The 19,945-nt window shown below is 70.7% G+C and carries 24 protein-coding genes and 1 pseudogene; 7 read left to right on the top strand and 18 right to left on the bottom strand.

Annotated features, from left to right (window positions below):
• The first annotated feature begins 86 nt into the window (after positions 1 to 86).
• The 3 genes from CU254_RS42250 to CU254_RS42660 are packed head-to-tail and all read left to right on the top strand — an operon-like array spanning position 87 to position 4,980.
• On the top strand, positions 87 to 1,016 hold the full coding sequence (locus CU254_RS42250; protein WP_050788582.1) for a DUF4913 domain-containing protein: 930 nt from the start codon (positions 87 to 89) through the stop codon (positions 1,014 to 1,016).
• Positions 1,013 to 4,195 (top strand): toprim domain-containing protein, encoded by a 3,183-nt coding sequence (locus CU254_RS42665; protein ID WP_009086659.1) that lies wholly within the window; start codon positions 1,013 to 1,015, stop codon positions 4,193 to 4,195. The genes CU254_RS42250 and CU254_RS42665 overlap by 4 nt, the downstream gene beginning before the upstream one ends.
• Positions 4,196 to 4,251: 56 nt before the next feature.
• A complete protein-coding gene (locus tag CU254_RS42660; RefSeq protein WP_037719555.1) occupies positions 4,252 to 4,980 on the top strand; it encodes a hypothetical protein in 729 nt (242 codons plus the stop codon).
• A gap of 130 nt (positions 4,981 to 5,110) precedes the next feature.
• Here CU254_RS42660 and CU254_RS42655 read toward each other — a convergent pair whose 3' ends face one another.
• A complete protein-coding gene (locus CU254_RS42655; protein ID WP_009086663.1) occupies positions 5,111 to 6,877 on the bottom strand; it encodes a relaxase/mobilization nuclease domain-containing protein in 1,767 nt (588 codons plus the stop codon).
• A complete protein-coding gene (mobC, locus tag CU254_RS42650; protein ID WP_158688183.1) occupies positions 6,867 to 7,247 on the bottom strand; it encodes a plasmid mobilization relaxosome protein MobC in 381 nt (126 codons plus the stop codon). The genes CU254_RS42655 and mobC overlap by 11 nt, the downstream gene beginning before the upstream one ends.
• Positions 7,248 to 7,528: 281 nt before the next feature.
• Between mobC and CU254_RS42645 the strand changes: the two genes are divergently transcribed.
• A complete protein-coding gene (locus CU254_RS42645) occupies positions 7,529 to 7,897 on the top strand; it encodes a hypothetical protein (protein ID WP_037719559.1) in 369 nt (122 codons plus the stop codon).
• A gap of 115 nt (positions 7,898 to 8,012) precedes the next feature.
• Here CU254_RS42645 and CU254_RS42640 read toward each other — a convergent pair whose 3' ends face one another.
• The 8 genes from CU254_RS42640 to CU254_RS42605 all read right to left on the bottom strand — a co-directional run bounded on the left by CU254_RS42640 (position 8,013) and on the right by CU254_RS42605 (position 13,005).
• Positions 8,013 to 8,411 carry a hypothetical protein gene (locus CU254_RS42640; RefSeq protein WP_009086669.1) on the bottom strand — a complete coding sequence of 133 codons (399 nt, stop codon included), beginning with the start codon at positions 8,409 to 8,411 and terminating at the stop codon, positions 8,013 to 8,015.
• Between the two features lie 79 nt (positions 8,412 to 8,490).
• A complete protein-coding gene (locus tag CU254_RS42635) occupies positions 8,491 to 9,633 on the bottom strand; it encodes a hypothetical protein (protein WP_009086670.1) in 1,143 nt (380 codons plus the stop codon).
• 294 nt (positions 9,634 to 9,927) lie between these two features.
• Positions 9,928 to 10,170, bottom strand: coding sequence for a hypothetical protein (locus CU254_RS42630; RefSeq protein ID WP_037719561.1), 243 nt, complete (start codon positions 10,168 to 10,170; stop codon positions 9,928 to 9,930).
• On the bottom strand, positions 10,170 to 10,379 hold the full coding sequence (locus tag CU254_RS42625; RefSeq protein WP_009086674.1) for a hypothetical protein: 210 nt from the start codon (positions 10,377 to 10,379) through the stop codon (positions 10,170 to 10,172). The genes CU254_RS42630 and CU254_RS42625 overlap by 1 nt, the downstream gene beginning before the upstream one ends.
• A 169-nt stretch (positions 10,380 to 10,548) precedes the next feature.
• Entirely contained in the window at positions 10,549 to 11,061 is a 513-nt protein-coding gene (locus CU254_RS42620; protein ID WP_009086676.1) for a hypothetical protein, read from the bottom strand.
• Between the two features lie 462 nt (positions 11,062 to 11,523).
• Positions 11,524 to 12,426: an NUDIX hydrolase gene (locus tag CU254_RS42615; RefSeq protein WP_009086678.1), complete on the bottom strand. Its 903-nt coding sequence runs from the start codon at positions 12,424 to 12,426 to the stop codon at positions 11,524 to 11,526.
• A gap of 64 nt (positions 12,427 to 12,490) precedes the next feature.
• Positions 12,491 to 12,781, bottom strand: a complete 291-nt coding sequence (locus CU254_RS42610) for a hypothetical protein (protein WP_009086681.1) — start codon at positions 12,779 to 12,781, stop codon at positions 12,491 to 12,493.
• 35 nt (positions 12,782 to 12,816) lie between these two features.
• Positions 12,817 to 13,005 carry a hypothetical protein gene (locus tag CU254_RS42605; RefSeq protein ID WP_037719565.1) on the bottom strand — a complete coding sequence of 63 codons (189 nt, stop codon included), beginning with the start codon at positions 13,003 to 13,005 and terminating at the stop codon, positions 12,817 to 12,819.
• A gap of 228 nt (positions 13,006 to 13,233) precedes the next feature.
• On the opposite strand from CU254_RS42605, the gene CU254_RS42600 reads away from it, so the two are divergent.
• Complete coding sequence (locus CU254_RS42600) at positions 13,234 to 14,304, top strand: site-specific integrase (protein WP_158688184.1); 1,071 nt, start codon at positions 13,234 to 13,236, stop codon at positions 14,302 to 14,304.
• Positions 14,304 to 14,588: a hypothetical protein gene (locus tag CU254_RS42595; RefSeq protein WP_009086687.1), complete on the top strand. Its 285-nt coding sequence runs from the start codon at positions 14,304 to 14,306 to the stop codon at positions 14,586 to 14,588. Before CU254_RS42600 ends, CU254_RS42595 begins: the two co-directional genes overlap by 1 nt.
• Before the next feature lie 11 nt (positions 14,589 to 14,599).
• Here the strand turns inward: CU254_RS42595 and CU254_RS42590 are convergent, their stop codons facing one another.
• Positions 14,600 to 15,031: a hypothetical protein gene (locus CU254_RS42590; protein ID WP_009086688.1), complete on the bottom strand. Its 432-nt coding sequence runs from the start codon at positions 15,029 to 15,031 to the stop codon at positions 14,600 to 14,602.
• 104 nt (positions 15,032 to 15,135) lie between these two features.
• Between CU254_RS42590 and CU254_RS42585 the strand changes: the two genes are divergently transcribed.
• A complete protein-coding gene (locus CU254_RS42585; protein ID WP_009086690.1) occupies positions 15,136 to 15,918 on the top strand; it encodes a hypothetical protein in 783 nt (260 codons plus the stop codon).
• 168 nt (positions 15,919 to 16,086) lie between these two features.
• On the opposite strand, the gene CU254_RS43565 is transcribed toward CU254_RS42585, so the two are convergent.
• From CU254_RS43565 to CU254_RS42555, 7 genes and pseudogenes are all read right to left on the bottom strand, one after another.
• Positions 16,087 to 16,251, bottom strand: a complete 165-nt coding sequence (locus CU254_RS43565) for a hypothetical protein (RefSeq protein ID WP_158688185.1) — start codon at positions 16,249 to 16,251, stop codon at positions 16,087 to 16,089.
• Positions 16,252 to 16,290: 39 nt separating this feature from the next.
• Complete coding sequence (locus CU254_RS42580; protein WP_159396496.1) at positions 16,291 to 17,019, bottom strand: N-acetyltransferase; 729 nt, start codon at positions 17,017 to 17,019, stop codon at positions 16,291 to 16,293.
• A 148-nt stretch (positions 17,020 to 17,167) separates the two neighbouring features.
• Positions 17,168 to 17,422, bottom strand: a pseudogene (locus CU254_RS42575) (transposase); the annotation flags it as partial.
• Complete coding sequence (locus CU254_RS42570) at positions 17,394 to 17,909, bottom strand: nucleoside 2-deoxyribosyltransferase domain-containing protein (protein ID WP_009086699.1); 516 nt, start codon at positions 17,907 to 17,909, stop codon at positions 17,394 to 17,396. The pseudogene CU254_RS42575 and the gene CU254_RS42570, both read right to left, overlap by 29 nt.
• A complete protein-coding gene (locus CU254_RS42565) occupies positions 17,906 to 18,307 on the bottom strand; it encodes an HIT family protein (protein ID WP_234392925.1) in 402 nt (133 codons plus the stop codon). The genes CU254_RS42570 and CU254_RS42565 overlap by 4 nt, the downstream gene beginning before the upstream one ends.
• Before the next feature lie 451 nt (positions 18,308 to 18,758).
• On the bottom strand, positions 18,759 to 19,358 hold the full coding sequence (locus CU254_RS42560; protein WP_009086704.1) for a PIN domain-containing protein: 600 nt from the start codon (positions 19,356 to 19,358) through the stop codon (positions 18,759 to 18,761).
• A 61-nt stretch (positions 19,359 to 19,419) separates the two neighbouring features.
• Entirely contained in the window at positions 19,420 to 19,857 is a 438-nt protein-coding gene (locus CU254_RS42555; protein ID WP_078561319.1) for a helix-turn-helix domain-containing protein, read from the bottom strand.
• Positions 19,858 to 19,945 lie beyond the last annotated feature (88 nt).

Raw genomic sequence — 19,945 nt, 5'->3', positions numbered from 1 at the left:
CGCCGCAGCGCACGGACGGGCCCGCCGCGGCCGCGTACGCCGCGCTCCGCGCAGCGCAGAGCGCTCTGGCCGATGCCGAGGGCACGGTGCGGGTCGCGCAGGCCCAGCTCGCCGACACGCTCGCCGCGACTCCGCAGGAAAACGCAGCCGTCGCCCGCGCCGCGGAAGAAGTCGAGTCCGCGCGGGCGAAAGCCCACGCGGCCGCAACCGCGGTCCGCGCCGCGCAACGCACGGCCGCCGACCGCGTCGGCGCGGTGGAGGTCGCGGCCGCGAAACTCGACGCCGAGCGGACCCACAACGCTGCGGACGACGTGAAGCTCGTCGAGGCCGCCGAACGCCACGACAAGGCGGTCCGGGCCCAGGAAGCGGCGCAGGAGGCCCTCCTGGAGGCACACGAGAGCCGAGACACGGCCGAGAACCTGCTGGCAGCCGCGGAGGAGCAGCTCGCCCAGGCCCGCGCGGTGCCTCCCCGGGAGAGCGCGGCCGTGGTCGCGGCCCGGGAGAAGGTCGCCAAGGCCGAACGCGCCCGAGACCTGGCCGAGGAACGCGTCGCTGCGGCCCGGGCCTCCTACGACCGCGCGGCCGCCCTGGAATCCGGGCAGGACGCGCCCGCCGCGAGCGCGCCGTCGTTCGCGTCGCTGCCGACGTTCGTCGACCGGTATGTGCTGCCCAACTGGCGCCACCGCCACGACCGGGACACCCGCTGGTGCGAGCGATGGTGGCTGCACGAGGAAGCCGTCACCCGGCTGGAAGCGCTCTGGGAAGCGTTCGAGGCGATGCGCCTGGAACCGGCTCCGAGCCTCTCGACCTGGCTGCGCGACCACTTCGACCACCACATGTCGATGCTCACCCGTGTAGACGGCACGTTCGCCGGGTGCTCGCCCCGCACCCACGACGAGCCGGTCCACCGCGCCGGTGCCGTGTGGGCTCACACCGAACCGCCGGCGGGCTTGTTCGACGTCGACCCCGAGTCCGTTGTGCAACCCCAGTCCCACCAGCAGGGAGGCGTGGCATGACCATGCACGAAGAACTCGAGCTCGCACGCGAGCTGGACCAGGCACTGCGCACGGCAGTGACCACGGTCGCGCAGATCACCGAGCGGACCGCCCGCGCCCGCGCCGACAAAAACCGCGAGCTAGCACAGCGGGAACGCGAAGCAGCCCGTGAGAACGCCTCCCGTGCCGGGGAGCTGCACCGGCAACAGGAGGCGAAGAACCGAGCCGTCTGGACGGCACAACGCGACGGGGCCCGAGACAGGTTCCTGCCCTGGACCCGGCCTGGTGTCGTCGAACGCGGCGATCGCGTCGACGCGGCCCGCGCGTGGGCCGCGGCGGCCGCGTGGGCCGAGCAGGACCCGCGCGCCCTGGCAGCCCGCGACGATCTCGGCCGACGGATCGAAACCGCGCACGGAGCAGATCCGGCCACAATCCTGCGCAGCGTCGAGAACCCGGCCGAGCCGGGCCGCGTGCCCGCCGGACGCATCACCATGCCCGAAGCGGTCGACCTCGCCGAGGCCAACGCCCCGTTCTACTACCGACGCCACAACAACCTGCGCGGTCGGCTCGACGCTCGCCCGAACGGCGCGGCGCAGCAGCGGGTGTGGGCGGACTGGCAGCACTGGGCCGAGTACGGACGCCTCCCCACGCTGTCGCGGTGGGAGGCATGGGCCGAGCACACCGGCCGAGGAGCCGAGTTCGCGCCCGACCGATGGCGAGTCGCGGGCGGAGCCGTCGACGAGCACGCCCGGGCCGCTGCGCTGCACCGCCACTGGGAAACCACCGCGACCGACCGCGCCGAAGCCGAACTGGACCACCACCGCGCCCAGATGCGCGCGGCCGGCCTGAACCCGAACCGGGCAGACCTCGCGATCGGCACTCCCTTGACGCCGGCCGGGCGTCCGGACCGGCCGCTGGATCCGAACGCCCTGGACGACGCGGCGGTCGCCGATCTGGTGCGCACCTGGGAGTCGGCCCGTGTCACCGCCATCCTGGATCCCGACAACGCCGCAACCGCATTGGACAACGCCGACCTGCTCGAACGGCACTTTCGCGAGCGGTTCGGCATCGACCCGGCGACCTACCTCGCCGATGCCCTGCAAGACACCGCGGCCGCCGCCGCAGACGCAACCCGCGACCAGGACGCGGTCGCGACCGCGCTGTCCGAGGAAACCGCGATCGCGCACGAGATCTCGGCCAGCACCGGCACCCCGGCCGAGATCCGGTACCGCGACGTCGTGCTCCCCGCCGGTCCCGACAACCCCGACCGCGGCGTGGCCCCGACAAAAGCCGACAGCGACGCCGAGCGCGCCCACCGCGCGCAAACATGGCGGCTGGCGCAGGCAGGGATGGACGAGACAGCATGGAAGGCCCTTCCCAGCAAGGACCGCTACGACCGCTACTGGACCGTCTACGACACCGAGGAAGCCCGCCAGGTCCAAATCCCCGAGAACGGCACCCTCGGAGCAGCCGCCCCGCTGACCACTGCCCCCGAGGACCCTGCACCCGAGCACGAGATGCCCGCTTCCCCTTCAACCGAAGCGAAAACACAGTCCACGGCCCCTGCGAGCACACCGCCGAAGCCAGCACCGAAGGAAGAGCGGGGAATGGCCCCGTCCAAGGCGTCGACCCCGCAGGAGCGGGCCCGCCGGGCGACCGCGTGGGCCCTGGCCGAGCAGAGCTTCCGCGCCGAACTCCCTGCCGACACCTCGTCGATGGCCGCAGGCAAGGCATGGCAGGAGATGGCGTGGCAGGACAAAGCCCTCCGGTACTGGACGGCCTACGACTCGGCCGACGCGCGCGCGGCCGCCGGCCTGGATCCCGTCGCCGCTCCGCGGACGGCACCCGCACGATCGCGGCGGGCCGACCCCGCGCCTGACGAAACTCCGGCGATCAGCCGGGAACGGACGATCGAACTGAACACGCTGGCCGCCGACTACTTCGCCGCGTCGATGACGCCCGACTCTCCCGGGTATGCGTACCTGGCCGGCAGGCTCGGCGCGGACGTCGTGGCCGACGACCGCTGGCGCTTCGGCTACGCCCCGACCGGTTGGTCCAACCTCACCGGCCACCTGCGCAGCCACGGCGCCACCGACACCGAGATCGTCGCGGCAGGCCTGGGCCGGCAGTCCTCGCGCGGCCAGGTGATCGACTTCTTCCGTGACCGCGCGATGGTAGGCATCCACAACCAGGACGGCGACATCGTCGGGTTCATCGGACGCGACCTCTCCGGCGACGAGAGGGCGCCGAAATACCTCAACACGGGCAGCACCCCGGCTTACACCAAAGGCGATCACCTCCTGGGCCTCTACGAAGCTCCGGCCGACGCCCGTCTCGCCCGCGTCGAAGGCCCTTTCGACGCGATCGCGGTGACCGCCGCCGGCGACGGACAGGTCGCCGGCGTCGCCCCACTGGGCACCGCCTTGACCGACCGGCAGGCCGACCAGCTCGCCGAACGCGGGCGGATCTGGGAAATGCTCGACGCCGACGGCGCGGGCCGCGCGGCCGCGGAAAAAGACTTCTGGCTGCTGGCCGAACGAGGAGTCGACGTGCGCGACATCCCGCTGCCCGACGGCCTCGACCCCGCCAAGATGTGGGAGGACAAGCGCGACGATCTTCGCGCGCGGCTGGCAGATCTCGACAACGCCCGCTCGGGGGCGTACCTCGTCATCGACAACGCCATCGCCGAGCTGCGGCCCCGGCTCATCGCCGGAGACGACGACGCCGCAGCAGAGGTCGGGTTCACCGAATACCGCGTCCGCGAACACGCCCCCGAAGACCAACGCGAGCAGCTGCTGAGCTACTCCATCGACGAGGTCGCCCAGCTGCACTACGACGCAGGCCAGGAGGCGGTCGAGCAGGTGCTCAGCGAGATGCGCGCCACCGAGGGCGAGCTCGACCAAACGCAGTCAGTCATCGACGACGAGCGAGCCACCGCGATCCAGCCCGGCGACCTCGACAACGGATCGCACCACGCCGAAGCTCGACCGGCCACTGCGAACTACGACCGGGCCGGGTCCGTGCCCGAGACGATCGACGTCGACGCCCGCCAGGCCCGCACCGTCTCCGCGTACGGCTACCCGCGCTCGACCCGCGACATGCTGGCCGAGACCGACAGTCGAAAGGCGACGCAGGCGAAACCTCGTCCGCAAACGCCCGCGTCCGGCCGCGCCACCCACATTCGCTCCCAACGACGGTGACAGCGTCCGATCTGCCCAGCAACAACCAATCGCTCAGGACAGGAAGGGCCTCAACGATGAGCGAGTCCGCACAGTCTGCGCAGAACGACACCGGCGCCGACAGCGCCCGGCTCTACGACGAATACGTTCCGCGGCGGATCGACCCCGACGCTGCGGCGGACGTCCTGCGCAAGCAGGCCTACCTCGGGATCGAGGGGCGCTCGGCCAACGCCAACGCCCGGCGCGCGGACCGCGCCGAGACCATCCTTGCCGAGGCCGCCGCCCGCGAGGACCAGGCTTACAGCAACGCGTCCTGGACGGACGAACCGAGAATGCCGGACGTCAAGCTCGTCCGCCTCGTCGCCGAAGCCGGCGGCGACGTGCAGGCCATCCCCAGCGACGAACTGCGGGACGTCGTGATGTCCGCGCTCGACGCCCACGGCACCGAGTCCGTCGTCAGCGACGAGGACGGCACTCACTTCGAGTGGCTGGAGCCGATGGACGATCCCGACGTCGCCGAAGCAGTGGACAGCACCCTCGCCCAACTCCGCGACACGCTGCTGCGGAACGACGCCGCACAGCCGGAAACCGCAGCTGCTGCCGCGAATCTCTCCGACCGCGGCGAAACCATGACGGCATCGCTCGACGACGAGGCGGCCCGGGTTCGCCAGGTCTCCGCGTACGGCTATCCGCGCTCGACCCGCGAGATGCTGGCATCAGCGGCGACACGGCCGGCGACCCAGGCAACGCCGCACGCCGAGACGCCCGCAGCGCACACCACACGGACCCGCACCCAAACCACCTGAACCGCCGAACTCAACGGTCAAAGCCCCGGCTCAGCGAACGCGCGAGCCGGGGCTTCGCTATGCAAGGCCTGCTCCACGTCCGTCCGGACCACGGAACGTTTCCAACTGCCTCGCGCGCAGGCAGATGTGTTCAGCGAGTCCGGCCGCGCCGTTCGTCCGGCGCCGGCTTCGCCGCACCAGCAGGTCGAATCGGCGACGCCTTGGCGACCGTCGCGCCCGGTGCGGTCGTGGCGCGTCCTGTCGCAACACGCGCCATCGACGCCGCGTCAGTCGCCTCGGGCGTGAACGCCGCACGGTCCGGCACTGTGTGCTGCAGGTCGCTCGTTACGTGTTCGAGGACTGCAACGGCGTTGGTGTGCAGGGCGCGCGCGGCCGCCAGCTCTTGCCGTGCGGCGCTCGCCGCGTGGACGGCGGTCACGGTGCGCTGCACTTGGGCGAGGACTGCGAGCCATCCGCGGTGATGATCCGGCGAGCTCGCGCGCAACGCGGTCGCAGCATGCCGCGCCGCGAGCTCCGCACGGGTCGGCCCAAACTGTTGCGCAGGTGCGCCGTCCTGTCCGCGAGGTTGCGGCATCGCCGGCAGTGTCGGTGGGGCGTCGACGGTGTGCCGGATGAGTGCATCGGCAGCGACCGCGAACGATTCCCCGGTCGGCCCGTCGATTCGGGAGAACACGGAGAGAAAACCGGCTGCGTCCCGCTCGTGACGACGCCACTCCGCGGAGTCGGAGGACAGCCTTTCGAGGTCGCCGTTCCACGCGTCCAGCTCCACGACCGCAGCACGAACTTGTTCCTCGACATCGCCCTCCGCCACCGGCGTCGAATCCTCCGGTGCGGCGTCTCCGCGCCACAGCGCCAGCGCTTGCGCGCGCGTCTGCGCAGTCTCGTTCGGCTCCCACTGCGCACGCAGTTTGCCCAGGGTCATCTCCGGGTCGAAATGAGTGGGCGAAAGCCAGGTCCCATCGCCGATGCGGATCTTGTACCCGGTCACCGTGTCGTGCCCGCCGGGAGCCCATCGCGCGACGTCGAGCTCGACGCCGACAGCACCGTCGAGGACAGCGTTGATGAACTCGACCTCGGTCGTCGACATGGCAGCCGCTGCACGCACAAGCTGTCGAACGAGGACGCGGTCGGGGACCTCTTTTCCGGTCTGCTCGGCGCGCTGCCGGGACATCTGGTGCTCGGCCATCGTGTACGCGGGAAGCGATCGGCCGGAACGACCCTGGTCGTGCAGCGGGGTGACGAAGTCGTGACGCTCTTCGATCTCTCGACGCACGCGCTGAACCAGTGCGAAGTCGTTTCGGTGGCGATTGCCGTTGCGGTCGGTGCGGTGGGGCAGCTCAGCCCAGCGCCCGTCCTGGCGGACGAGGTTCACCGCGATGTGCATGTGCTCGTTTCCGTTCACCGACAGGCCGTGGCGCATCGCCACCCACCGGCAGCCCTGGTCGTCCTCGGGTCCGTCGCTGAACCCCATTCCGCTGACGAACTCCTGGGCGACGGTAGCCCACTGCTCATCGGTCCAGGCGTTGTCCGGCGGGAGCGAAACGATCAGATGATAGACGTGCTCAGGACCGACCACGTCGTTTCCGAATACGTCGACGACGCCCGGTTCACTGCCGCGCGCGGTGCGCGATACGCCGCGCACCGGCATTCCGGCTTCGGCCATCTGTTCCATGTACGCGGCGCGCCACGATGACTCGACGAAATGTCCAAGCTCGCGTGCTTCGTCGACGGCGAGAGCGCCCGGCCAGGCAAGGGCCAGCCCGGGGGATCCGGCCACCATGTGCTGGTCGCGATGTTCGTTCGCCTTACCGGGTCCGTAGAGGTACTTCATCAAGCCGGGCATGTCCCGACCGCCTTCGGCGACGTGCGCGACCATGGTCGACGGTTCACCGGTCACGCTTCACGCTCCTGAACAGCTCTCCGCCCGGCAGGTCGTGCCGCAGCTCGCCGATGCGCTCGACTTGCCGCTGTACGAGTGCCAGTGCGCCCTCCAACTGCGCGGCAGCAGGCAGCTCCCCGGTCGAGTTCGCGACGGCCGCCATCTGATTGACGTTCGTCGCGACGCCGATCAGCAGACGCTGAGCCATCACCAGTTCGGCGTAGATCTGCGACATCTTCGCCGCGGCGACAGCGTCGCCGGCCCACAGCGCCCGCTCGTACAGCCTTGCGACGCTGACGCCCTGCACTTCCGCCATGGCCGCGACCCGCGCCCACTCTTCGTCAGTGTGTTTAATGACGGTCCGCTTGTCACGTCGCTGACCGACCATCCGACGACGGTACGAGCCTCCCCGTTCACCCATTGCAGCACACCTCCTGATGGGTTTCCTCGTGCTGCGCACGAGTGGGTCTACTCGGCCGGCCACCTTGGACGGGCGAGGTGCATGATCAGGGTGACCCGCACTTAGGGGCACCCTACCCTATAGCTTGCTCCCGCCGAAGGCGTGGAGTGCCTTTTCCTCCGGAAATGCACTCGGTCACCGAAACCCATCGGCAAGGACGGGGGAAATCAGTACGGGACTTGACGCATCAAGTCGCCTACACTGCGGGCATGGACACGATCACGGACCGCGCCCAAGCACTGCTGCAGGAACGGCTCGGAAGCATTCGAGACCTGGAGAAGTACGCGCAGGAAGCGTCGTCGGCGCGTGACGCGCTGCGCGCTGCCGAAAGCAAGCTCGCGGACGCCTGGACGGCGGCGACCAAAGCGGGATGGACTGTCGACGAATTGCGAAAGCTCGGGATCGAGCAGCCCGGCTCACGACGTGGCGGGCGGCCCCGGACGGCAGCGTCTCGCCGTGGATCGGCCACCAAAAAGCGCGACGCGTCCACCAAAAAGCGCGACGCGTCGACTGAGCGGGAACCCGCGCAAGCCGCGACGGACCCGGCAGCCGGCGATGCGGAATCCTCCGCTCAGTAGGTAGTGCCGCTCCGCTCAGTGCTGCGTCGTCGTGCGGCGGGCCGCGTACACGACGCGTAGGGCCCGCCCGAGTTTGTCTCGGGCGGGCCCTACACATTTTTTCGTTGGCGGCGGGTTATCGGATTCCGCCGTCCGGTCCGAACGAGGCGGGCCGATCTCGTTTGCGGTCGCGCCAAGTGTGGGCGTCGGTGATCTGTTCGTTGGTGAGCCCCTGCTGCCGCGCGACGGCGAGTGCGCGCCGGTAGGCCTGGACGTCGTCGCGCGTGACGGCATCGCCCAGAGCCTGCAGGGTGTGCTGCACCTCTGCCAATGAGACGCTGGTGGCGTGCTCTAGCAGGTCGCCGGTGACAAGTCGCCGGCGGTCAATGACCACTCGCCGTGGGGCGAGGGCGTACAGGGTGTTGCCGTGAGCGTCGGTTTCGGTGGCGACGACCGTTCCGGTTTGGCCGGCGAGTGCGCCGGAGGTGATGCGGACGAATTCGCCGATGACGAAGCGGTTTTCCGTCGTGGTCATGGTGAACAGTTGTCCTTTCGGAGCGACAAGGAACCGGAGCCCGGGGCGGTGCTGCCCCGCCCCGGGCTCCGGTCTTCGGTCAGTGGGCGGCCGCGGCGATTTCGAGCGCGCGCACGGCGTGGGTTTCCATCTCGTGGGCCTTGTCGGCGTCGCGGTCGCGGATGACCTGGGCGGCGCTGGTGACCGCGTGCATGACCCCTCCGGCGGTCGGGTCGCCGCCCTTGAGGAAGTGCGACAGGATCTCGTCGCGCTGCGCGTCGGTGTAACGCAGCTCGGTCTTGACGCGCTCAACGGTGTCCGACGGGGCGGTCACCTCGGTGGCTGCCTTATCGGTCATCTCGGCGATCACCTTGGCCAGGTAATCGGCGTCCAGGAGCGTGCGCACGGCGTCGACGGTCTGCGATTTCACGAGTTCCAGGTTCTTGCGCTGGGTAGCGTCGCTGAACCGGATCTGGCCGTGGTCCATGCGGCCGCCCAGGTGCGGGGACCGCAGCGCGTCGCGCTGCATCGTCATGCCGTTCTGGCACACCTGGATTTCCAGGCGCGGGGTGATCGTGAACGCCCCGTGTCCAACCTCGGAGTTGGTGATGACGAATCCCGCGAATACCAGCGGGTTGTCCGCGCCCCGGTCGCCGGTGAAGGGCGAGCGGTAGTCGGCCAGCAGCTGCGGCGCAGCGGCCGCGACAGCAGGCGAGCTGACGCGCACGTACATCCGCTTTTCCGACAGGTCCGCGCCGGTCACGTTCGCGTCGATCCCGGTGGAGCGCAGGCCTTCGAGCGTCGCGAGCAGCACGTCGAGATTGTCGACGATCCGGTACTGGTCGGACAGGAACGCGCGCGCGATGCCGTCGCCCTCCGAGCCGTCGGTAAGGCCCCGCACGAGGAACGAGCGCTCGTCCCGCTGCAGCCACCCGTTGACGTTGGCGTCCCACAGCTCGGCGTGGTCCTCGCGGAGGCGGCGCACGTACGGGGTGGGGATGCCGAGCTTGTCCGCGATCTCCGCGTCGGCAACGGCGTTCGGAGTGAGGGCGGCGTCCCGGGTGGTGACCCCGTCCAGCGAGAGCACCGGCTCGCCCGCGTCGCGCACGACCAGGCGGCCGCCCTCGGCGCGGATCGCAGCCGCCGGGGCGACGACGTCCAGTCGCTGTGCGCGCTGCTGCTGCAGCAGCGCGGCGATCGCGGCGAGGTCGGTGTTCGAGGCGGTGGTGATGACGTCCGACATGTCGTTCCCTTTCGGGTCGGATTCGGGGTGGTGAGCCCCTGTTCTGTACTGACATGTTCAGTCTAGCGTACCTGTTCAGTCATGCGCAATCGTCTTGGCGAAAATGTCCGGGAAGATCGCGGCGCGCAGGTCGCGTCCGCCGATCGGGCGGCCTTGTTTTTCTTCGTCCCCGCCGTCTTTTTGGGTTTTTCCGCGCGCGGTTTTGCCAGCCAGCCGGCACTGCGTCCGCTCCGGGGATGCGCGGCGATGCGCAGGCTCCCGCGTGCCAGGGCGCGGGAGCCTGCGACGTGCGATTTAGCGCGCCCGGACGGCCGTCGGGACCTGCCGCGCGGAGGCGTGTCCGGCCTCTGTCCCGACCGGGGCGACGCGGAGCACGGTGGGGTCCTGGACGGACAGGAAGTACTCGCCTCCCGCCTCGGCGAGCGCCTCGACCGCGTCGGCCTCGGCCGCCGTCCGCGCTTCCCAGCTGTCGGGCCCGTCGACGTGGACCGGCACGGAGTGCAGCACTGTTTCGGCGACGATCACGCGGTATTCCATCATTCCCCCTCGCCCGTCGCGGGAACCTCGGCGGCGTCGATGATCGCGACGACGGTCACGCCCGTGACAGTGTGCGAGGTCTGGCAGTCGGGGCAGGCGATCACGTCGCCGGGCGACCAGGTGCCCGCGATGATGTCGGGGTACTGCTCGCAGTCCGCGTCGACCGTCACGATCGCTGCGGGCCGGGTCGGGATGTCGCTCAAGTTCATCGTGCATCTCTCCTTGCGTCGGGGTGGTGGGCCCCTGTTCCGTACTGACATGTTCAGGTTAGCGGACATGTTCAGTCATGCGCAAGCGCGTGGCGTGCGTCGGCCGGAATACGTGCGGGGAGCGCGGTCCGGACACCACTCCGGTCGCGCTCCCCGCTGTCAGTGCGAACTACGACTCGTCGAACCGGTGCCGGTAGCTGCTGGCGAGCTTGGCCGGCGGGGTGGGCAGCGTGCCGCCGGCGCGCTTGCGCGCGGCTTCGACGGCCGTGGCGACCGCGCCGGCGACCCATCCGCTGTCCGACGTCCACAGCCCGGCTTCCCGGTCCTCGCGCATCGCCTTGCGCATCGCCGCCAGGTCCTCGTCGGGGACCTCGAAGCTGCGGCTTCCGCCTTTGACGCCCTCCGCCGGCGGCCGCTCGACCCGAGCGGCGCGCTCCTGCGGGGTGAGCTGCGCGAAGCGGGAAAGTGCTCTCCCGATCCAGGATGCGAACTTCTCCGGTCCGCGGATCCGCTCGCGCTCGTCGCACTGCCAGTCGGCCAGGTAGGCCGCGCGCGCGTCGTCGAAGTCCGGCAGCCTCCAGTACCACGCGATGCGCGTGTGCCCGGGCGACGGCACCTGCGGTTTGCGCGGAGCCCTCCGTCTCGGCGCGGCCTTGCGCCCGACGTCCTGGTCCTCGCTCACGACGCACTCCTTTCACGCGCCCCGCCGGGGCCGCCTCGCATGGACATGGTCAGATTAGCGTACATAGTCAGACGCCGCGAGAGGCGCGTCGGTTTTCGCGCCCGTCTCGGCCCGTCGGCGGACCTCCCGCGGTGCGGCCTGCGGCCCTCCTGGCGGTGGCTATGCTTGTGCGTGCCGCGCGGGCTCGGGGTGGTTCCCGATGTTCTGTACTGACAAGTTTCGCGGCGAAGTCCCCGCCCCCCTCCGGGCGGGGACTTGTTTTATGCCTCTCCGCCGCCGGTAGCATGAATGAGGGTGGCCGGCCGCAAAGGACCGCCAACCCGGGGCGACGTCAGTGCAGGTGCAGGCCCGCAATGCTCAACACCAGCACGACGAACATCGTCAAGCGGGCCGCCGTCAGGGTCAGTTGACCTGAAATCCTGACGGTGAGCCCGTCCCTCGCGTGGTGTCCTCGGAGTCCTGTTATTCGACGGCGGCGAGGATTGCTCGCCGATGGTCAGGCCACATCCGTCCGAGCACCTGCTCGTGGAGGTCGTCGACGGACACCCAGCGTGCGTCGACGGACGGGGCCAGCGGCGGCCTGCTCGTGGCCGCGAGGTCGATGCGGACGGTGTAGGTGCAGGTCCATGCGTGCAGGGTGTGCGGCCGGCTGATCGGGCGGATGGCGCGGATGATCGTCGCGGGCTCGTTTTTGGCGACGACGAGGCCCGTTTCGGCGCGGGTTTTGCGTGCTGCGGCCGCGATGATCGAGTCGCGGGCGAGCGGGCGCAGCCCGTGCCGCCAGTCGGCAGGAGTGCGGCCGGCGTCGGCGGGGATCGCGTAGCCGCCGGGCAGACAGGGAATCCGGCCCCTGTCGGTGTCGCGGCTGGTCAGCAGGACGTCTCCGCCGGCGGTCGTGACGACGGCGTCCGCGACGACCGCCTCGCCGTACCAGTAGGCGTAGCCGAGTCCGGCGGGCAGCCCGATCCGGGGGTCGGCCAGCAGCTGCGGGTGAAGCGGGTGCAGCGGGCGGCCGTGCTGGTCCAACGCCCAGCCGCGGTCGCGGAAGTGCCGCTGCAGCCCCGGTTCGACCATGACGGTCGGATCGTCCTGCGTGGGGAACTCCGGGTCGAGCGCGTCCGGGTCGACGCCGTCGCGGTTGGGGTGGCGCAGCGCGTCGTAGCCGGGCGGGACGTGCGCCCGGCCCGCCACGGCGGGGGACCATCCCGGGGTGTCGGCGTGCAGCCGGCGACGGTAGCCGGGCTGCGGCGGGCCGGCGAGATTGCCGGCGATCTCGTCGAGGTCGGCCGGGGTGTAGTCGCGGCCGTACCCCTGTCCCCAGCGGTTCTCGTCCGGCAGCCGCCGGGCGTCTTCGTCGATCGTCACTGCGGTGACCCTTCCTCGCAGGTTCCCCGGGCGAGTTCTTGACGGTGGCCCGGGGAACCTGCGGTCAGGTCTGGCGATCGTCGGGTTCGGGGCGTCGGTGCCCTCGGCCGGGGCCGGGCCGTCGACCGGGCCGCTGCGCCTGGACGGCGAGCGCGGCCTCGCGCGGGTAGCCGCGGACCTCGCGCACGCCGTAGTCGGCCATCAGATGGCGCACGCTGTCCGGGGTGATGCCGTACTGCTCGGCGAGGGCGCGAGTTCCGATGAGGCCGTGCTCGGCGCGTCGCGTCTCCTCGCCGTCGTCAGCGTCGGTCCGGGGCAGCGGTTCAGGTCCGCGAGACTCGTCGGGAACGGTCATGCACGAACCGTACCGACACCGGCGCGAAGGACCGCTCAGTCAGACAGCCGGGTGTACGGGTTTCCCGGCGGGTACTCCGGGACCTCGTAGGCCGGTCCCTGGTTCTTCCCGCCTACCGCCTGGTTGCGGTTGCTGGCGGAGTAGGTGCAGCCGGAATGAGTGCAATAGCCCTCGCTCGTCGCGGGGTGGTCGTTGAGGCATTTCTGCTGCTGCGGTTTCGCCATGAGGTCCTTCTTTCCGGGCGGGAATCCTGACAATCCGATGTTGTCACACGTTCCGTGTGACTTGTTTTTTTGGACGAGCATTGTCATGGATCTGCCCAGAACACAGAGAGTGCTCACCATGCAGCTCGGAGCGATGGCCTGTGTATTTGTCAGATAATGACGTATTATCTGACAAGCTGGGTTTCGGCTCCTGCGGGAACGTCCGCGCGGGCCGCACCCCTTTCGCGCGTGTTATCTGACATTGAGGAGGCGGGCCGCCCGATGGCCGCCGGAACGCTCCTGACCGCCGTGGCGGACCCGTCGGCGGACGGCGTGCCGACCGCGGACGCGCTCGCCTCGTTCCTGCGGCACCTGGCCAACCGGCGCGGCCGGTCGGGCCGGATCACCTCGCCCGAGACCGTCCGCTCCTACACCACCGCCCTGCCGAGGGCGTTCGCCGGGATCGCCGGCCTCGGCGAACTCGACGGCGGCGGCCGCGACCGGCTGCACGCCAACATCCGGACCGCATGGGGAGACAAGGCCCCGTCGACGTTCAATGCCCGCCGCGCCGCCGTCGCCTCGGCGCTCGCCTACTTCGACGAGCAGGAGTGGATCGAGGACGCGGCCGCGGTGCTGGCCGGGCTCGACCGGGAGCACCAGCCCAAGCCCGACGACACCCGCGTCCGCGACCGCGAGCAGATCGACCGGCTCGTCGCCGACAAACGCCGGTCCCTGGAGGACCGGACGCTGTGGTCGATGCTGTACTCCACGGCCGCCCGCGCCGAGGAAGTGCTCGCCCTCGACATCGAGGACCTGGACCGGGCCAACCGCCGCGCCCGCACGATCCGCAAGGGCGGCAAAGCCGACGACCTGCTCTACGACGTCCGCACCGCCCGCATGCTCGGCCAGCTCCTCGGCCGCCGCACCACCGGCCCGATCTTCCTGTCCGCCCGCCGCGCACCCGACGACGGCACCGTCCCCGCCCGCGACGTCGACCCCGTCAGCCGCCGCCGGCGCATGACCTACCGTACCGCCGAACGTCGCCTCGGCGCCGCGACCGGCGGCTGGGACCTGCACGACCTGCGCCACTCCCGCCTCACCCACGCCGGCGAAGACGGCGCCACCGAAGCCGACCTGATGAACCTCTCCGGCCACGAGGACCGCCGAACCCTCCAGCGCTACCTGAAGCCCAGCAAGGAAGGCACCCACCGCCGCCTCGACGACATCGACGCCCGCCGCAGCACCCGGCCGCCAAGCGCCGACGAACTCGCCGCCCGCATGGCATACCCGCCCACGCCGACCCGGAAAGGCACCGCCTGATGGCCCGATTCCAGCGATTGACCCGGGAAGATCTCAACGCCCTTACTCGCAACGAACTGCTGCCGCGTCTGGAACGCGAGCAGGAATACTGGGCACGCAAGGAAAAGCGCGGTATGTCCGCCGCCGACCAGCAGGCGCGGAAAGAGTTCACGGACATGGTGTTCACCGTGCTCAACCCGGACGGCCTGGCCAGCTCGATGAGGGAAGACACCGCCTGGCTCAAAGGCGAACGCCCGACGTCCTCGTCCTACTGGGACGAAAAACCAGGACACGACCAGCCGTAGCCCGAAACCGCCTACCACCCCAGCCTGTCGAGATCGCGATGGGTCGGGGGCGTCCGCTCGAAGTCGCCGGGACGCAGCCAGCGGACCGGCACCCGCACCGGCGACACCTCGGGCAGCTCGACCGTACGACCGGCGGCGTCGCGCAGCAGCCCGTCGACCGAGTACTCGCCCGGCGGCAGCCCCAGCTGCTCCGCCTGTTCGAGGGTCAAATCCACCCTCACCCAGGACCGGGACACCACCCGGATCCCCTCGGCCATCGGCGGCGCAGCCGCGGCGTCGATTTCGGTCACGGTCAGCCGGAACCGCCCGCCGCGCAACGTCTGCAGCCGCCACCACTCCGCAAAGCCCCCGGCCTCGTCCCTCGCCGGATACCGGGACATCGGCAAGGAATGCGGCACCTCGACCACGTAGGTGTCGCCGACACGCACATCCCGCGTCCGCACACCAACAGCATGCGCCCACCCCGCACCGCCGCAGGCGTCGGTGTCGGCGAAGGGCTTGCCGCCGGGTCTACGGTTATGGTTCGTGAGCAGCGAGGAGTACTGAGGTGGGCGCCGCCGAGACGGTGCGGGTGCTCGTCCCGGACCACATGGACCTGCACGGCGTGCTGGGCCAGGCGATCGAGTTCGCCGGGTCGCTGCGGCACGCGAACGATCCCGCCCAGCGCGGCGAGGGCGACCCGTGGCAGCTTCCCGGCCAGCTGATCGCCCCGGAGCTGGAGGCCGCGCTGGACGCGATCCTGCTGCACGACCCGCGCTTCGACCACTTCGCGATCGGCGACCACCGCCGCGAAGACGCCGCGATCGCCCTGGCCTGCGACCGCACCGGGCACATGGGCGTCCACATCGCCACCGCGACCCGCACGCAGCTGGAACGGCTGGCGGCCGCGGCCGCCCTGGTGGACCAGGCCGAGGCCACCGCACCGGAGGACCGGCTCCCCTCGCTCCAGGAGGTCGCCGAGTTCGCGGCGGAGTGGCGGCGATTCGAGCAGGACGAGGACGGCGACCTCGACGCGTCGCTGTCGGCCTGGCGGACCGCGACGCGGATCCTGAGGCTCGCGATCGCCGGCACGCCCTCCGAGCGCCACCGGCCCGCGCGGCTCTACGACCCCGAAGCCCGCCTGACCCCGGTCGCAGACACCGCCGGCACCAGCCCGGCCGCCGATACCGCGACCCTGCTGGCCGCGATCGACGCCAGCGCCGACCGGCCCGTCGACCTGGACGCCGACGCGTTCGCCGCCTACCGCAGGCTCACCGTCGAATGGCACATCGCGATCTACGGCGACCGCGCCGACAGCATCGACAGCCTGCTCGCCTCCTACACCTACTGACCCCGCCCAAGGGCCCCGGCCGCTGTCCGGCCCACGCGGCGTCAAGCGCGGCGGGCACTGCCGTGCGTGCCGGGACGCGCACCACCGGCCGCGCCCAGGAAGAAAACGGGCAGGCCGTTCCTTCCGCGCTCCACGGTGCTGACCAGGTCCGACGTACAGGGTCTGGTCTCAGACCCGGGCCAGCAGGGCGGCGCGCTGCGCGACCTCGGCCGGAACGCCGAGCTGCAGCAGTTCGGCCACGCGCCTGCGGGCCATGCCGAGTTCGTCGTCGCGGTGTTCGGATTCCATCCGGCACAGCAGGTACGCGGCTGCTTCGTCCGCCTCGGAACACATGAACACCAGCCCCGACCAGCGACCGCCTCGGCGCTGGCGTCAGAGGTGCGGGTTCCAGCAGACGAAGAACCGTTCTCCCCGGTCGGGGCGGATGCCGCCGGGGATGCCGAACACCGTCTCCAGGTCCAGGCGGTCCTCGGGCCTGCGGACCTCGAACCCCTGGCACTGGTAGAAGCCCGCCAGGTCGGGCCGGTCGGCGGGGATCTGGCCGTAGACCAGCGGGTAGCCGTGCGCGAAGAAGATTCTCCTGGCCTGGCCCAGCAGCGCGGCGCCGAGGCCGCGGCCGCGGTGCGACTCGTCGACGACCAGCGCCGACACCTTCGCCAGGCCGACCGCGCCGACGGCCAGGAGCTTGCCCTGCTCCCGGGAGTTGGCTCCGGCGTTGCGGGCGTACGTCACGTAGTTTTCGGCCACGTGCACGGGCGGGAACACGATCTCGGCGCCGACCACGCCGTGGTCGCGATGCGCGGCGACCAACACCACCGCGGCGACCGCGTACGCATGGAACTGGTCGTGCTCGGCGGCAGCCCGCGCGATCGCGTGCGTGAACGCCTCCCGACCGCGGTCGCCGCCGCCGGCCGCGAGTGCCGCGCGGTGCGCCGATCCCATCGCCCCGGACCGGATCGCCTCCGCCAGCACCTCGCCCAGCGTGGTCCCCGCGACCGGGGCCATCCGCTCGACCGCCGCGACATCGTCGGCTCCGGCCAGCCGGATCACCACTCCCGGCGCTCTGGTCGTCGAGCCCTTGATCAGCTTCCGCTCAGTCAACTTCGACGCATTTCCGCTCACCGCGACGATGCTTCCAGCGCGCGCCCGCCGCGGCGAGAACACGGCCCGGCGCGCCGGTCAACATCACCGGACAGGCCCATCAGCCCGCAGCCCCGGGAATTCCCGCGGGGGTGTCCCTATGTGGTTGTCAAGCCGCGGTGGGCGTGGGGTGCCGGTAGTGGGTGCGGTTGCGGAGCATGGCGTAGAGGACGTCGCAGCGGCGGCGGGCGAGGCAGATGAGGGCGGCGTTGTGTTTCTTGCCTTCGGCTCGTTTGCGGTCGTAGTAGGCCCGGCTGGTCGGATCGGACAAGGCGGCGAACGCGGCCAGGAAGAACGCTCGTTTCAGCTGGCGGTTGCCGGTTCGAGCCGGATGCTCACCTCTGATTGACGTGCCGGAGCTGCGTTGCGAGCTGCTCGATTACCAGCCTGGCCGCTGTTTCCACCGTGTCCCGAAGTGTGGTGCGCACCGGCACTCCGTGCGCGCGGGCCAGGTGCACCAGGTACTTGTTCCGTCGGGGATCGGGGCAGTCCGGGGGACAGCCGAGCACGACGGTCCGGCCTGCCGCGACGTCGTAGCCGAACTCGACGTTCGTGGTCATCCCTGGCAACGACACCATGTCTCGCGGGATCCAGTACATGATCGCCTTCGCGTGCTTCCTGGACGCGTTTTCCCAGGTGAACTGGTTTATGTACCTGCGGGCGCGGACGGGGTTCTCCGGTGTCATCACCGCCAGCGGTTCCGGCTGGCGCCAGAGCCGACCGAACAGGTCGACGGCGTCGGGCCGCCACGAGGGCACGGGTCCGCCGGAGACCGCGGTCGGCCCGGCGAGGAACACGCTCGGCTCGTCCGGACCGGGGAGCGGTTCGCGAGCCTGCACGAGCCGGATCATGCCGCCGCCTCCGCCCGCTCCCGCTGCTGGCTTGGCGTCCACGGCAGCGACAGCCCGTCGCCGGGGGAGCGGGGCACCAGGTGCCAGTGCAGGTGCGGCACGGTTTGTGTCGCGCACGGGCCCGAGGACTGGATCAAGTTGTATTGGCGATAGCCGAGCTGGTCGGCCAGCTCGGCCGCGCACGCCGCGGCGTAGCCGGTGACGACCGGGTCTCGATGGCCCGACTCGACGTGAGCGTGCGGAGCGACGATCACGTGGCCGGGGATGATGCGCCGTCGCGGGTAGAACGCGGTCGCCGAGGCCCAGCGCCGCACGATGTCGGCCGGGTCCACTTCGGACGGATCTCCGCCGGGAGCGGCGGGGCAGAACGGGCAAAACCGCAGTGCGGAAGTAGTCATGGACTCAGCATCGGCGGCGTGCACGGCATCAGGACAGGTGTTTCCCAGTGGCTTCCGACCGGACAACAGGAAACGGGAGACGCTCGCGGCTCGTGATCCGAACCGTCGCGGGACGGCAGGCCTGCCGGGGACAGTGCGGTAATGCCTGGCAGGCCCTCGGCCTCGCCCTGCGCGGCCTGTCCGCTGCTCTCGTCCCCGTGGCGCGATCGCGGCGGGCGAGTGCGCGCACGCCGCGGTGATCGACGCCAGCCCGTTCGCCGCCACGCTGCTGCGCGCAACTATCGCGGCGATCCTCTTCGGTGCGTTCGCCTTCGGGCGCAAAGGCATCGCCGGGCTGGCAGCCGAACTCGAGGAACCGCCGCCGAGCCGCCTCGCCCTCCGGAAGCCGCAGCGGCGGCTGTACCGGCCGGCGGGCTCTTCACCGCAGCGGCGCGTCTCCGACGCCGAGCAGTCAGTCGGCAGGCGGCAACGACAGCTGGCTCTGGTGGACGCGCACGCGTTCTGCGAATTCGGGGCAGGACGCGTTGATCAGCGCGGTCGCGAGGTCGGCGCGTCCGTCCGGGGACCGGTCGCGCCAGTAGAGGGTTTGGCAGCGGGTGACCTGCGCGACGCGGTCAGGGACGCTGTCGTCGACCAGGACGAAGAATTCGTCCGGGTGGTGGACCTCGTAGGGCAGCTGCGCAGCGGCTTCGTCGTCAACGGTGAAGCCGCCGTCGTCGCTAAGCACGATGTCGGCGCTGCAGGCCAGTGCCGCGGCGTGCACGTGCCGGTCGTCGAGGTCGGTGCCGGGGAACGAGCCGTCGACGGTGAAGTCTTCGACCCGGCCGCCCTCGAACACGTTCGTGATGCGATCGCGGATCGCCGTGATCCGGCCGCCTTCCCATTCGGGGTGGTTCTTGAGCAGGTGGTAGATCGTTTCGGCGAGCACGTGCTCGCTCCAGTAGACGGTGTAGATCTCGCCGGGCGCGCCCAGCTGCAGCAGGCACAGCCAGTCGCGCAGGGTCCGGGAGTAGAGCACGTTGGCGTCGACGAACACTCGCAGGGCGGCCACCTCGCCAGGCTATCCACCGGCTCGCGCGGACGGTGCATCCTGGCCGCGCGAGCCGGTGGGGTCAGTCGTCTTCCAGGGCGCGCAGTTCATCGAACGCGGCCAGCTGCCGTTGCCGCCGTGCGCTCCGCTCGGCGAGCACGTCACGCGTCCGCAGCCGGGTGTGCGTGCCGACCTTGCGCGCAGGGATCTCGCCGGCGTCGATTTTGCGCATCAGCGTCGGCCGCGAAATGCCGAGGATCTTGGCCGCCTCGGTGGTCGTCAGCTCCTCGGGCAGCGAACTGACCGTCACCGCACGCCCGGCCGCCACCGCCTGCACCACCTGCGCGATGATCGCCGACAGCTCGGGCGGCACCTCGACCGCGGACCCGGACGCCTCCGCGCGGAACAGCGCCCTGCCTTTCGCGGGCAGGCGGCGCACCACCTCAGCGGCCTGCCGCTGATCGCGCTCGTCGGTCATCAGGACGGCACGGTCGTTCGCTCCCGCCAGCGTTGTCGACACGGGTCATCACTCCTCACCACTCACCGCGTGCAGCAACAACCGCACAACCGTGCACTTGTAACTGCAACATGTGTCCATGAGACCACGT

It is taken from the genome of Amycolatopsis sp. AA4 (genome assembly GCF_002796545.1).
Classification (GTDB): domain Bacteria; phylum Actinomycetota; class Actinomycetes; order Mycobacteriales; family Pseudonocardiaceae; genus Amycolatopsis.
The sequence above is the reverse complement of the archived record's forward strand: the minus strand, read 5'-3'. Positions and strand labels throughout refer to the sequence as shown.

Coding starts and splice junctions, on each gene's coding strand:
- CU254_RS42570 (WP_009086699.1), bottom strand. CDS start 17,909: ATGATCCGGCTCGTGCAGGCTCGCGAACCGCTCCCCGGTCCGGACGAG.
- CU254_RS42665 (WP_009086659.1), top strand. CDS start 1,013: ATGACCATGCACGAAGAACTCGAGCTCGCACGCGAGCTGGACCAGGCA.
- CU254_RS42660 (WP_037719555.1), top strand. CDS start 4,252: ATGAGCGAGTCCGCACAGTCTGCGCAGAACGACACCGGCGCCGACAGC.
- CU254_RS42645 (WP_037719559.1), top strand. CDS start 7,529: ATGGACACGATCACGGACCGCGCCCAAGCACTGCTGCAGGAACGGCTC.
- CU254_RS42595 (WP_009086687.1), top strand. CDS start 14,304: ATGGCCCGATTCCAGCGATTGACCCGGGAAGATCTCAACGCCCTTACT.
- CU254_RS42605 (WP_037719565.1), bottom strand. CDS start 13,005: ATGGCGAAACCGCAGCAGCAGAAATGCCTCAACGACCACCCCGCGACG.
- CU254_RS42635 (WP_009086670.1), bottom strand. CDS start 9,633: ATGTCGGACGTCATCACCACCGCCTCGAACACCGACCTCGCCGCGATC.
- CU254_RS42640 (WP_009086669.1), bottom strand. CDS start 8,411: ATGACCACGACGGAAAACCGCTTCGTCATCGGCGAATTCGTCCGCATC.
- CU254_RS42630 (WP_037719561.1), bottom strand. CDS start 10,170: ATGGAATACCGCGTGATCGTCGCCGAAACAGTGCTGCACTCCGTGCCG.
- CU254_RS42625 (WP_009086674.1), bottom strand. CDS start 10,379: ATGAACTTGAGCGACATCCCGACCCGGCCCGCAGCGATCGTGACGGTC.
- CU254_RS42610 (WP_009086681.1), bottom strand. CDS start 12,781: ATGACCGTTCCCGACGAGTCTCGCGGACCTGAACCGCTGCCCCGGACC.
- CU254_RS42565 (WP_234392925.1), bottom strand. CDS start 18,307: ATGACTACTTCCGCACTGCGGTTTTGCCCGTTCTGCCCCGCCGCTCCC.
- CU254_RS43565 (WP_158688185.1), bottom strand. CDS start 16,251: ATGTGTTCCGAGGCGGACGAAGCAGCCGCGTACCTGCTGTGCCGGATG.
- mobC (WP_158688183.1), bottom strand. CDS start 7,247: ATGGTCGGTCAGCGACGTGACAAGCGGACCGTCATTAAACACACTGAC.